At 42.3% G+C, this 12,955-nt stretch carries 9 protein-coding genes and 1 other annotated feature; of the genes, 8 read left to right on the top strand and 1 reads right to left on the bottom strand.

Features of this window, described 5'->3' with window-relative positions:
• Window positions 1-8 precede the first annotated feature (8 nt).
• From mgtA to A5878_RS09670, 7 genes are all read left to right on the top strand, one after another.
• Window positions 9-2,600: a magnesium-translocating P-type ATPase gene (mgtA, locus tag A5878_RS09705; protein WP_074535231.1), complete on the top strand. Its 2,592-nt coding sequence runs from the start codon at window positions 9-11 to the stop codon at window positions 2,598-2,600.
• A gap of 434 nt (window positions 2,601-3,034) precedes the next feature.
• Complete coding sequence (gene pdhA, locus A5878_RS09695) at window positions 3,035-4,144, top strand: pyruvate dehydrogenase (acetyl-transferring) E1 component subunit alpha (RefSeq protein ID WP_005231936.1); 1,110 nt, start codon at window positions 3,035-3,037, stop codon at window positions 4,142-4,144.
• A gap of 2 nt (window positions 4,145-4,146) precedes the next feature.
• Entirely contained in the window at window positions 4,147-5,124 is a 978-nt protein-coding gene (locus tag A5878_RS09690) for an alpha-ketoacid dehydrogenase subunit beta (protein ID WP_005230047.1), read from the top strand.
• A 25-nt stretch (window positions 5,125-5,149) separates the two neighbouring features.
• Window positions 5,150-6,796, top strand: a complete 1,647-nt coding sequence (locus A5878_RS09685; protein WP_081116646.1) for a dihydrolipoyllysine-residue acetyltransferase — start codon at window positions 5,150-5,152, stop codon at window positions 6,794-6,796.
• 7 nt (window positions 6,797-6,803) lie between these two features.
• On the top strand, window positions 6,804-8,210 hold the full coding sequence (lpdA, locus tag A5878_RS09680) for a dihydrolipoyl dehydrogenase (protein WP_086295497.1): 1,407 nt from the start codon (window positions 6,804-6,806) through the stop codon (window positions 8,208-8,210).
• Between the two features lie 110 nt (window positions 8,211-8,320).
• Window positions 8,321-8,574, top strand: a binding site (T-box leader).
• Window positions 8,575-8,624: 50 nt separating this feature from the next.
• Window positions 8,625-9,896 (top strand): O-acetylhomoserine aminocarboxypropyltransferase/cysteine synthase family protein, encoded by a 1,272-nt coding sequence (locus tag A5878_RS09675; protein ID WP_086295495.1) that lies wholly within the window; start codon window positions 8,625-8,627, stop codon window positions 9,894-9,896.
• A 162-nt stretch (window positions 9,897-10,058) separates the two neighbouring features.
• Window positions 10,059-11,258: an MFS transporter gene (locus A5878_RS09670; RefSeq protein ID WP_074535233.1), complete on the top strand. Its 1,200-nt coding sequence runs from the start codon at window positions 10,059-10,061 to the stop codon at window positions 11,256-11,258.
• Window positions 11,259-11,330: 72 nt separating this feature from the next.
• Here the strand turns inward: A5878_RS09670 and A5878_RS09665 are convergent, their stop codons facing one another.
• The gene (locus A5878_RS09665) at window positions 11,331-11,855 is read right to left on the bottom strand and encodes a type 1 glutamine amidotransferase domain-containing protein (protein WP_005230058.1); all 525 of its coding nucleotides are present in this window, start codon (window positions 11,853-11,855) and stop codon (window positions 11,331-11,333) included.
• Window positions 11,856-12,043: 188 nt separating this feature from the next.
• On the opposite strand from A5878_RS09665, the gene A5878_RS09660 reads away from it, so the two are divergent.
• Window positions 12,044-12,949 carry a hypothetical protein gene (locus tag A5878_RS09660; RefSeq protein ID WP_086295493.1) on the top strand — a complete coding sequence of 302 codons (906 nt, stop codon included), beginning with the start codon at window positions 12,044-12,046 and terminating at the stop codon, window positions 12,947-12,949.
• Window positions 12,950-12,955: the final 6 nt, after the last annotated feature.

Genomic DNA, 12,955 nt, shown 5'->3' with positions numbered 1-12,955 from the left:
AAAAAAAGATGTTAAAAAAACTATCGAAAGATCAAGAACTAAAATTACTTGCAAAATTGACCGAAAGAGAATTATTGATGGAGATGCGGACCTCCTTTCAAGGGTTATCGGAAGAAGATGCTGCAGAACGTTTAGCAGAGTATGGTCCAAACAAAGTCGACGCACAAAAACCAACACCCGCTTGGTTGATGATCTTAGGCGCTTTTAAAGATCCCTTTGTGTTAGTTTTAGCCCTATTAATGATTATTTCTTTTGTAACAGGCGATATTGAAGCAGTGATCGTGATGGGAATCATGATTTTAGCCAGTGTCATGATTACTTTCGTCCAAGAATACCGTTCCCAAAAAGCAAGCTTAGCGTTAAAAGAACTTATTGAAAATACTTGTTCCGTAACCAGAGATGGAATCACGAGAGAAATTCCAATGGATGAAGTCGTTCCTGGAGACATCGTCACCTTAGCAACTGGCGACATGATCCCTGCGGATGCGATCTTGATTTGGACCAAAGATTTATTTATCAATCAATCTTCATTAACAGGCGAATCAATGCCCGTTGAAAAATTTGTCGATGCTGGGATCAAAGAAAGCGATGAACAAATTTCTGCACTAGATATGCAAGATCTTGTTTTCATGGGTACCGATGTCTTAAGTGGTCAAGGAAAAGCCATTATTTTGAAAACCGGTCAAAGTACATTCTTTGGCGATATTGCTAAAAATGCGACCACGAAACGCGGCAAAACAACCTTTGAAGATGGCTTAACGAAAGTCAGCAAACTATTGTTGCGAATGGTCATGGTTCTTTTCCCAATCGTTTTACTGATCAATGGATTAACCAAGGGTGATTGGGGCGAAGCGTTGTTCTTCGCGATTGCAGTAGCAGTTGGTTTGACGCCAGAAATGCTACCAATGATCGTTACCAGTAACTTAGCCAAAGGGGCGATCTCTTTATCAAAAGAAAAAGTGATCGTCAAAGAATTGCCTTCAATTCAAAACTTAGGTGCAATGGATGTGCTATGTACCGATAAAACGGGTACGATCACCGAAGATCGTGTCGTGCTGGTACAACATTTAAACCCGTTTGGCGTAGAAGATAAACAGGTTCTTGATATGACCTATTTAAATTCTTACTATCAAACAGGGTGGAAAAACCTGATGGATATCGCAGTCCTAAACTACTATGAAGAAGAAGGTTTGGCAGCGCCATTTAACGATGTGACAAAAATCGATGAGATTCCTTTTGACTTTTCACGTCGCCGCTTGACGGTTGTTGTCAATGCGGATGGTCATCAACTAATGGTCACAAAAGGTGCAGCTGAAGAAATGGAACAAGTCTGCAAGTACGTAGAAGTTGATGGCAAAGTGATGGAACTGACTCCTCAATTGAGAGAGCAATTACGTCAAGTGAACCTGCGCTTGAATAAACAAGGGATGCGTGTGTTAACGGTTGCCGTAAAACGCGATGCCCACGCAGATGCCGTTTATTCTGTAGCAGACGAACAAGACATGATCATGATTGGCTTTATGGGCTTCTTAGATCCAGCAAAAGAAACAGCCAAAACAGCGATTGCTTCTTTACACGGTCATGGCATCAATGTCAAAGTGTTGACTGGAGATAATGCGATCGTTGCGCAAAAAGTTTGCCGAGATGTTGGTATCGATGCAGATAAATACTTATTGGGAACCGATATTGATCATCTATCAGATGAAGAGTTAGCAGCGAAAGCTGCAAAAACCAATCTGTTTGCAAAATTAAACCCAATGCAAAAATCACGAATCATTGAAACCATTCAAGCAGCAGGCCATACGGTCGGCTTTATGGGAGATGGCATCAACGATGCGCCTGCTTTACGCACGGCAGATGTTGGCATCTCGGTTGATACAGCAGCGGATATCACCAAAGATGCCAGCTCGATCATTTTATTAGAAAAAAGTTTGAATGTCCTTGATAAAGGGGTCATCGAAGGGCGCAAAGTATTTACCAATATGATGAAGTACATCAAAATGACGTTGAGTTCGAACTTCGGGAATGTTTTCTCGATTTTAGTTGCTAGTGCCTTTTTACCTTTCTTACCAATGTTGTCCATTCAATTGTTGGTTCAAAACTTGGTGTACGATATGGCACAATTGACGATTCCATGGGATAACGTAGACAAAGCAGAGTTAGAAAAACCAGTCAAATGGCAAGTGGGCGGACTATTGAAGTTTACCGTCGGCATTGGACCGGTCAGCAGCATCTTTGATATTTTGACCTTCTTTGTGATGTGGCATGTCTTTAGTGCAAATACGATCCAAGAGCAAGCCTTGTTCCAAGCAGGATGGTTTATGATCGGCTTAACGACACAAACCTTAGTTGTTCACATGATCCGAACAAGAAAATTACCATTTATCAATAGTATTGCTTCACCGGCAGTCCTGATCTCCAGCGTCTTAGCAATTGCAGTTGGCTTCTTAGTTATCTTGACGCCATTGCACACCGTCTTCGATTTTGCGGCGCTGCCATCAAGCTACTGGCCATGGTTTATTGGTATCAATTTCGCTTATTTAGTAACAGTTGAATTTGCCAAACGCATTTACATTCATGTAACGAAAGAATGGATTTAAAAAAACAGGTCGGCGTTCTTCCTATGGAGGGGAGAATTGCCGATCTGTTTCTTTTTATCCGATCTCTGTATTATTTTTTTCTCATCTTAAGAAAATTCTTTTTGATTCAAGTCGAATCCTTCACAAGTAATAAAAGGAGGTTAATGGTAAATCTGTTTAGCAAAATGATGATTGCTGTACTATTCTTAAATAAAAAAAAGAATCTGAAAAGAAAAAACTGAAGAAAGCGATTGCTTTAATGTGATTAATTTCACTAATGTTTTCTTAAGAGTTGCTACAGTGGGAATTGTTTTATTAAAAAAAATACCCTTTTCACTTGTCATTTTCGAAGTTAAATGATAATTTATAAGAGTAAATGAAATTTCGATAGTACAGATTTAAACCCTGTTACATACGAAAGTGAATTTTTATATCAGAGAGGAAAGTGTGTCAAGATGGCAAAAAAACAAAAAGCACTTGATTTCCAAGCGATTTTGGAGCAAGTCAATGCGGATTTTCCAACTTACCAAGCTTTGGACAAAGACGGGAAAATTGTAAATCAAGAGTTAGTACCAGATTTAAGTGACGACGAATTAGTTGAATTGATGACTCGTATGGTATGGTCTCGTGTATTAGACCAACGCTCAACTGCGTTAAACCGTCAAGGTCGTCTAGGTTTCTTCGCGCCAACTGCTGGACAAGAAGCAAGCCAATTAGCAAGTCAATTTGCTTTTGAAAAAGAAGACGTTCTATTACCTGGTTACCGTGATGTACCACAATTGATCCAACACGGTCTGCCATTGAAAGAAGCGTTCTTATGGTCACGTGGTCACGTTGCTGGGAACCTTTACCCAGAAGATTTAAAAGCATTGCCACCACAAATCATCATCGGTGCACAATACGTCCAAGCAGCCGGCGTTGCTTTAGGATTGAAAAAACGCAATAAGAAAAATGTTGTATTCACTTATACAGGTGATGGCGGTTCTTCACAAGGGGACTTCTATGAAGCAATCAACTTTGCAGGGGCATACCATGCAAACGCTGTATTCTACATCCAAAACAATGGTTTTGCGATCTCTACACCTCGTGAAGTACAAAGTGCGGCACCAACATTGGCACAAAAAGCAGCAGCAGCTGGGATCCCTGGTATCCAAGTTGACGGTATGGATCCATTGGCAGTGTACTATGTTTCTAAAGCAGCTCGTGAATGGGCAGCAAACGGCAACGGTCCTGTATTGATCGAAACCTTGACTTACCGTTACGGTCCACATACATTGTCTGGTGATGATCCAACCCGTTACCGTTCAAAAGACATGGACAGCGAATGGCAACAAAAAGATCCATTGGTACGTTTCCGTACTTACCTAACTGAAAAAGGACTTTGGTCTGAAGAAAAAGAAGAACAAGTCATTGAACAAACAAAAGAAGAAATCAAAGCAGCGATCGCTGAAGCTGACCGCGTGCCAAAACAAAAAGTTTCAGATTTCTTGAAAAACATGTTTGAAGTTCAACCACAAAACATTAAAGAACAAATTGCAACTTACGAAGCGAAGGAGTCGAAATAGTCATGGCACAAAAAACAATGATTCAAGCAATTACAGATGCCTTAGCTGTTGAAATGGAAAATGACAAAGAGATTTTAGTCTTTGGTGAAGATGTCGGTAAAAACGGCGGGGTTTTCCGTGCAACAGAAGGTTTACAAGAAAAATTCGGCGAAGATCGTGTCTTCGATACCCCTCTTGCTGAATCTGGTATCGGCGGCTTGGCTTTCGGTTTAGCATTAGAAGGTTTCCGTCCAGTTCCAGAAATCCAATTCTTTGGTTTCGTATTTGAAACCTTTGACGAAATCGTTGGTCAAATGGCGCGTACTCGTTACCGTATGGGTGGTACACGTAATTTACCAATCACTATTCGTTCACCATTTGGTGGCGGTGTGCACACACCAGAATTGCACTCAGATAACTTGGAAGGATTGATCGCTCAATCACCTGGTATCCGTGTCGTTATTCCATCAAACCCATATGATGCAAAAGGATTATTGATTGCTTCTATCCGCAGCAATGACCCAGTTGTTTTCTTAGAGCACATGAAACTTTACCGTTCATTCCGTGAAGAAGTGCCAGAAGAAGCATACGAAGTTCCTTTAGACAAAGCAGCAGTAACTCGTGAAGGTTCTGATGTTTCCATCATCACTTATGGTGCGATGGTTCGTGAAGCAATCAAAGCTGCTGACAACTTAGCGAAAGAAAACATCAACGCTGAAATCATCGACTTGCGTACAGTTGCTCCTCTTGATGTTGAAACGATCATCAAATCAGTTGAAAAAACTGGTCGTGTGGTTGTCGTTCAAGAAGCACAAAAACAAGCAGGTGTTGGTGCTCAAGTCGTTTCTGAAATTTCTGAACGTGCGGTTCTATCACTAGAAGCTCCAATCGGACGCGTGTCTGCACCAGATACGATCTTCCCATTCGGTCAAGCTGAAAACATTTGGTTGCCAAATGCAAAAGACATCGAAGACAAAGTGAAAGAAATCGTGAACTTTTAATAGTTGAAGAAGGGAAGAATAGAAAATGGCATTTCAATTTAAATTACCGGATATCGGTGAAGGAATTGCAGAAGGCGAAATCGTAAAATGGTTCGTCAAAGCAGGGGATACCATCAATGAAGATGATACCTTACTAGAAGTTCAAAATGATAAATCAGTGGAAGAAATTCCATCTCCAGTAACAGGAACAGTGAAAAACATCGTTGTCCCTGAAGGTACAGTCGCAAACGTTGGGGATGTCCTTGTTGAGATTGATGCACCAGGACATGAAGACAACGAAGGCGATGAAGGTGTAGCAGCAGAGTCTCAAACACCAGCAAAACCAGCGGCAGAACCTACAACGGAAACGGCTGAAGCATCAGCTGGTTCTTCTGAAGGTTCAGGCGTTTTCCAATTCAAATTACCAGATATCGGTGAAGGAATTGCAGAAGGCGAAATCGTAAAATGGTTCGTTAAAGCAGGAGATACCATCAATGAAGATGATACGTTGCTTGAAGTTCAAAACGACAAATCAGTGGAAGAAATTCCATCTCCAGTAACAGGAACAGTGAAAAACATCGTTGTTGCTGAAGGAACAGTCGCAAATGTTGGGGATGTTTTAGTTGAAATCGACGCACCTGGTCACAACAGTGCGCCTGCTTCATCAAGCACATCTGCAGAAGCACCAAAAGAAAAAGTGGAAACTTCTGGTTCAGCAAGTGTTGTTGAAGCAGCAGATCCTAACAAACGTGTCTTGGCTATGCCTTCTGTACGTCAATTCGCTCGCGAAAAAGATGTTGATATTTCTCAAGTATCAGCAACAGGTAAAGGCGGCCGTGTAACAAAAGAAGACATCGAAAACTTCCTATCAGGTGGCGGACAAGCTGCAAAAGCTGAAACTCAAGCTCCTGCGAAAGAAGAAACCAAAGCTGCAGCAACTGAAAGCAAACCAACAGCTCCAGCAAAAGCCTTCAAATCAAACTTAGGTGATTTAGAAGAACGTGTTGCCTTAACACCTACACGTAAAGCAATCGCTAAAGCGATGGTAAACAGCAAACAAACAGCACCTCATGTAACCTTGCATGATGAAGTTGAAGTAACAAACCTATGGGATAACCGTAAGAAATTCAAAGAAGTTGCTGCTGCAAACGGCACAAAGCTTACTTTCTTACCATATGTTGTGAAAGCATTGACTGCAACAGTGAAAAAATTCCCTATCTTGAATGCGTCGATCGATGATGCAAAACAAGAGATCGTATACAAAAACTATTACAACATCGGTATCGCAACAGATACTGACCATGGTTTGTATGTACCAAACGTAAAAGATGCAGATCGTAAAGGCATGTTTGCTATCGCTGATGAAATCAACGAAAAAGCAAAACTTGCTCATGACGGCAAATTAGCTGCAGATGATATGCGTAACGGTACCATCACGATCAGTAACATCGGTTCAGTTGGTGGCGGCTGGTTCACACCAGTAATCAACTACCCTGAAGTAGCTATTTTGGGTGTAGGTACGATCGCGCAACAACCAATCGTAAACGCTGAAGGCGAAATCGTTGTCGGACGTGTGATGAAACTTTCATTAAGCTTCGACCACCGTATCGTTGATGGCGCAACAGCGCAACAAGCAATGAATAATATCAAACGTCTATTAGCTGATCCAGAGCTATTAATGATGGAAGGATGATTAACAAATGGTAGTTGGAGATTTTGCTGTTGAATTAGATACAGTTGTAATCGGTGCGGGACCTGGCGGCTATGTAGCTGCCATCCGCGCTGCTGAAATGGGACAAAAAGTAGCAATCATTGAAAGAGAATACATCGGCGGCGTTTGTTTAAACGTTGGTTGTATCCCTTCAAAAGCCTTGATCGCTGCAGGTCATCATTACCAAGAATCTTTGGATTCAACAATGTTTGGTGTAACAAGTGAAAATGTTTCCCTTGATTTTACCAAAACACAAGAATGGAAAGACAACAAAGTCGTTAAAACGTTAACTTCTGGTGTTGGTTTCCTATTGAAAAAACATAAAGTTGAAACAATTGAAGGAGAAGCTTTCTTCGTTGATGATCACACATTGCGTGTCATCCACCCAGATTCAGCACAAACTTACTCTTTCAACAATGCAATCATCGCAACAGGTTCTCGTCCAATTGAAATCCCTGGTTTCAAATTCGGCGGACGTGTCCTTGATTCAACTGGCGGATTGGCATTAAAAGAAGTTCCTAAAAAATTTGTTGTTATCGGTGGCGGTGTCATCGGTTCTGAACTAGGTGCAGCGTATGCAAACCTAGGTGCAGAAGTAACGATCCTTGAAGGTTCTCCTCAAATCTTGCCAACCTATGAAAAAGACATGGTCAAATTGGTTGAAGAAGACTTTGCGAAAAAAGGTGTAACAGTCGTTACCAACGCAATGGCGAAAGAAGCAATTGACAATGGCGATAGCGTAACTGTGAAATATGCCGTAGATGGTAAAGAAGAATCAGTCACTGCTGATTACGTGATGGTTACTGTTGGCCGTCGTCCAAATACTGATGACATGGGCTTGGAACAAGCAGGTGTTGAAGTAGGCGACCGCGGATTGATCACGGTTGACAAACAAGGCCGTACCAACGTATCAAACATCTACGCAATTGGTGATATCGTTCCTGGTGCTGCATTAGCACATAAAGCCAGCTACGAAGCAAAAATCGCTGCTGAAGCAATCTCTGGCAAAAAAGTTGCTGTTGATTACAAAGCGATGCCTGCAGTTGCCTTTACTGACCCAGAATTGGCTTCTGTCGGTATGACCATCAAAGATGCCAAGGATGCTGGAATTGAAGCAAAAGCATTCAAATTCCCATTCTCAGGTAACGGTCGTGCGTTATCTCTAGGAAAAACCGAAGGATTCATTCGCTTAGTAACAACGGTTGAAGACAATGTGATCATCGGTGCGCAAATTGCTGGTTTAGGAGCAAGCGATATGGTTTCAGAACTTGCTCTTGCTATTGAATCTGGCATGAACGCAGAAGATATCGCGTTAACCATCCATCCACATCCATCTCTAGGTGAGATCACAATGGATGCTGCTGAGTTAGCTCTAGGTTTACCAATCCACATTTAAGCTTTTTGAAACTCGTTCATCATTTGGTGAACGAGTTTTTTTATCACCAAAAATAAAGCGATCCTAAACTATTGACAGAATCTTCTGTAAATGATACGATGCTCTTAATATTTCAACCGTTGATGAGGAAAGTACATTGATTTGGCAAGCCTAGAGAGTCTTCGTAGGGTGTAAGAAGAACTTGTAGAATCAATCGAAAATGGCCTCAGAGGTGATCTTCTGAACTTGTACGAAAGATAAGAAGATCCGGGTGCGCCCGCTATCGCGTCAGAGTATAACGACGTTAATTTGTCGCGTACTTGCTGAGAAGCATGCTGGAAAGTCTGCTTGAATAAAGGTGGTAACACGTAAACACGTCCTTTGATATCTCGATATCAGAGGGCTTTTTTATTTGTATTATTAAGGAGGAATAGTATGACAGAAAGATTTGAGACGATTCAATTACACGGAGGACAAACACCAGATCTTACTACAGGGAGTCGCGCCGTACCCATTTATCAAACCACATCGTATGTGTTTGAGGACGCAGATCAAGCGGCAGCGAGATTTAGTCTTAGTGAGAATGGCAATATCTATACCCGTATTACCAATCCGACAACGGCTGTTCTAGAAGAACGACTAGCCCTCTTAGAAGGCGGTGTCGGTGCGTTAGCAACGGCTTCTGGCTCAGCAGCGATCACCTATGCGATTTTAAATCTTGCACAAGCAGGAGATCATATCGTTTCTGCTGCTTCAATTTATGGGGGGACCTATAATTTATTCGCTCATACGTTGCCAGATTTTGGCATCACTACAAGCTTTGTTGATAGTGAAGATCTGGCAGCACTAAAAGCAGCCATCCAAGAAAATACTAAAGCAGTTTTTCTAGAGTCTTTAGGCAATCCAGATATTGATATTGCCGACTTTAAAAAGATTGCAGCGATCGCTCATGAAGCAGGGATTCCCCTCATCATTGACAATACCTTTGCGACTCCCTATCTGTTTCGAGGATTTGAGCATGGGGCGGACATCGTCGTTTATTCCACGACAAAATACCTCGGTGGTCACGGTGCTGCTTTGGGAGGGGCCATTATCGACAGCGGCAACTTTGATTGGACAAATGGCAAATTTCCCAAGCTGGTCGATCCCGATCATAGCTACCATGGAATCTCATGGGTAGAAGCCGCTGGTAACGCTGCCTATATCACTCGAGCACGAACGATTCTTTTACGGGATACAGGCGCTACGATTTCTCCCTTCAATTCATGGGTGTTGCTGTTAGGCATCGAGACGCTTTCGTTGCGGATGGAACGTCATGTAGAAAATGCGCAACAAGTTGCTGAATTTTTAGCCAAGCACTCGGAAGTCTCTTGGGTTCACTTCCCAACACTGCCGGACAGCCCCTATTTTGAACGGGCGCAGGAGTATTTCCCCAAAGGGACCAGTTCCGTCTTTTCCTTTGGATTAAAGGGTGGAGCAGAAGCAAGCAAAACCTTTTGTGGCGCAACCAAGCTCTTCTCTTTGCTGGCAAATGTCGGGGATGCAAAGTCCTTGATCATCCATCCAGCTTCGACGACCCATTCCCAGCTTAGCGTAGAAGAACTTGCAGCAGCCAAAATTCGTCCAGAGACGATTCGCCTATCCATTGGATTGGAAAACATCAACGATCTCTTGGAAGATCTCACGCAAGCCTTCCAACAGCTCTAAATAGTTGAAGCAGTAGGAAAAGCGCAGGATACTATGCTGCGCTTTTTTGTTGTCGGTTAGTGTTTCAAATAAAACTGCGGTTTCTGTTGGTAGAAGGATAGTAAATCCATCGGTTCTATGCTATATTTAGTTGCTAAGGAATATGGATAAGGTGGGGGATGTATGCGTAATCATGCAAGTGACAAGAGGATTCGGTTTTACTACACAAGTTTGCAATTTCTTTATTGGATGATGTTTTGCTCAATCTATGGCTTTGCGACCCTTTTTTTGATTTATTTCAAGGTCGATCCAGCAAAAATTGGCGGTATTTTAGCCTTAGTCAATATTGCGTCTACGATTTTGCAGCCCTTCATCAGTCAAATCATTATCAAAAAAAGTAAAGTACCGCTGATCGTTGTCTTGAAAACGATGACAAGCGGCGTGGTCGCGGTGCTCTTAGCAGGTGTGATTTTCCCTGCATTATCAATACTGACCTATGTTTTAGGAGGGATTTTGCTCGTTTCCATGCAGTCCTTTCTCAACGCCTTGGCGTTTGAATACACGAATAGCGGCAACAAAATCAATTTTGGCTTTTCGCGTGCGGGTGGGTCACTAGGATTTGCGGGGACCTCCTTTTTACTGGGGCAGCTCTTGGAGGAGTTTTCGGCAGCCCTTTTGCCTATGATCGCTATCGGGCAGGCCGTTTTGTTTCTCATTATTTTGCTTTTGCTGCCAGCGATCAAGAAGCCAGAAATGCCCGTGATGCTTACAGAACAAAGTCATTCAGGGGCCTTTTTGAAAAAATATCCTTTTTTACTCTTTCTCTTTGTCGGGTTTAGCTTTCTCTTCAGCTTCCATACGATGATCAACAGCTTTTTGGCACAAATTTTTGCCGATATTGGCGGTGGCAGTAAGGAAGTTGGCATCGCCCTGATGATTGCGGCGTTATGCGAATTGCCAGGCATGATTTTCTTTGAACAGTTAGTGAGGATACGGTCTAGCCGTTTTTGGCTGTTGCTGTCCAGTGTTGCCTTTGCCATTCGTGGGGTGCTGATGCTGTTGATCAGCTCCATCATCCTGATGGAAATGAGCCATTTGATGCAAGGGGTTAGTTTTGCCTTGTTTATTCCAGCTTCGGCTTATTTGTTCAACCATAGTTTGGCAGATGAAGATCGGGTTTTTGGACAAACGATTATTATCATTGCTACCACGATCGGTGGCGTGATCGGCAATCTTTTGGGCGGGATGCTGATCCAAAGCTTCGGTGTCTGGGAAATGCTTTTGATTGGGACTGGGTTTGCCGTTCTAGGTGCTGCATTGACCTTTATCGGTGTGAAAAAAATCCCTAAAAGTAACAAGATATTAGCGATCGTAAGCGAATGACCGCTAAGTAGAAAAAAGAGTTGCGGCCGTATTTGCTTCGGTCGCAACTCTTTTGAATCTGATCAACGGGTACTATTTCTTTTCTAATACAGCGATAAATTCCCGCATATAGTCTGGTAGATCTGGGGGACGGCGGCTGGAAACGATATGTCCATCCGTAACCACAGGTGTATCCACCCATGTGGCTCCAGCATTTGTCATATCATCTTTGATGCCTGGTGTACTGGTGACCGTCTTGCCTTGCAGGATATTCGCAGAAATCAAGACCCAGCCTGCATGACAGATTTGACCAATGACTTTTTCGTCTTTGTCCATCGTTTGCACGAAAGAGATGACCTCTGGGAAACGTCGTAATTTATCAGGCGCCCAACCACCTGGAACTAAGATGGCATCGTAGTCATCGGCATGAATATCAGAAAAAGCATAGGCTGATTCTGCGGGTACACCGTATTTGCCAATATACGTTTTATGCGCTTCTTCACCGACTAAATCGACTTGCGCGCCTTCTTCCCGTAACCGATGGACCGGGTACCACAATTCTAAATCTTCGAAATCATTGTCGACTAAGGCAATGATTTTTTTGTTTTCTAAACGCAAGAGAATTCCTCCTTTTTCTTGTTATTCTTACTGTAACATCATGCAAAGAGAAACACCAAAAGTATGCTTCTTAAAAAATGCCAAGAAGCTATTTTGAGAATGGTCATTCAGAGAAATGGTAGTGATGTAAGCGTTGTAATCATTAGGAAAGTAAGAGATAATGAAAGAAAGCCAAAGGAGGCGAAGATGTGGAAGCATTCGAAAATGCTCGAAAATTTATTTACAAAAACGCGCGCCCTTTAGACCTTGCTCGTTGGCAGTATCATTTTGAAAATGGATCTCGCGAGGCTGTATTACAGGCGTTACAATTCTACCAAAATGAAGATGGTGGGTATGGGCATGGTTTGGAACCTGATCATTGGAATCCCAACAGTACACCGATTGCAGTGTGGGAGGCATGTCGAATTTTAAGAGAGCTTGAATGCCTTCATTCGACAAATCCACAAGTCCAAGGGATTTTAAGGTATTTAGCTAGTGGAAAAGAGTTTTCTGAAGGGAAATGGTTCAACCAAGTGCCGTCAACGGTATCCTATCCGCATGCGATTTGGTGGGAGAGTCCTGTAGGCGTGCCAGCAGACAACCCAACAGTAAGTCTAGCTGGTATGATCTTAAAAACAGGGGAAACTACCCTCTATCAAAAAGCACAAGAAATTGTCGAAACAGCAGTTGCAAGTTTCCTTAAGGAACCAACCAGTGAAATGCACACATTAGTCGTCTATCTAGAATTATTACAAGACTGTGAAGAAATCCAGTATCAGCCTGTTTTAGCAAATGACCGCTTTCGCGAGATCTTATTCCAGCAAATTCGCCATACTGTCTCAAACGAGCCAGAAGAGTGGTTCACGTCTTATGTCAGTAAACCTTCAAATTTTTTCTTTACAAGAGAGCAGCTGCTTGGGATCTTTAGTGAAGAATTATGTAAAAAAGAAGCCCAAGAAATTTTAAAATACCAACAAGAAGATGGATCATTTGTCATTCCATGGCAATGGGGAACGGATTATCCAGAGTTTTTCATAAGTAAACAGTGGTGGAAATCAATTACTATCATTAAAAATTTTTTGTTTTTGCGGGCTTTTCTAGACGAACCTTTTTGAAATCGG

This window comes from Enterococcus sp. 3G6_DIV0642 (assembly GCF_002140635.1).
Taxonomy (GTDB): Bacteria; Bacillota; Bacilli; order Lactobacillales; family Enterococcaceae; genus Enterococcus_D; species Enterococcus_D casseliflavus.
This window is presented reverse-complemented; position numbering and strand designations above follow the sequence as displayed.